The sequence below is a fragment of the Flavihumibacter cheonanensis genome, from assembly GCF_022352215.1.
Classification (GTDB): domain Bacteria; phylum Bacteroidota; class Bacteroidia; order Chitinophagales; family Chitinophagaceae; genus Flavihumibacter; species Flavihumibacter cheonanensis.
This window is the reverse complement of record NZ_JAKRWF010000234.1, coordinates 1-279: the sequence shown is the minus strand read 5'-3', so window position 1 is coordinate 279 and position 279 is coordinate 1. Positions and strand designations below refer to the sequence as shown.

At 71.3% G+C, this 279-nt stretch carries 1 protein-coding gene; it reads left to right on the top strand.

Annotation, left to right across the window (positions count from 1 at the left end; genetic code table 11):
• Positions 1-83: 83 nt before the first annotated feature.
• On the top strand, positions 84-279 hold a 196-nt coding region (locus MD536_RS21830), incomplete at its 3' end, for an amino acid kinase family protein (RefSeq protein WP_262916072.1).

The window sequence follows — 279 nt, the reverse complement described above, 5'->3', positions numbered from 1 at the left end:
CCTGGCCGCTATAGACGCGCGCGACGTCAACCCCGGCCGCAACGGCCGTCTCGTGTGCCCCCCGCGCCCGCAGGAAGCCGCCCATGACCCGTGCCGCCCCCCGCCTGGTGATGAAATTCGGCGGCACCTCGGTCGCCGATCTCGACCGCATCCGCAACGCGGCCACCAAGGTGAAGCGCGAGGTCGAGCGCGGCTATGACGTGACCGTGGTCGTCTCGGCCATGGCGGGCGAGACCAACAAGCTGGTGGACTATGTCCGCGAGGCCGCGCGTCCCGCAG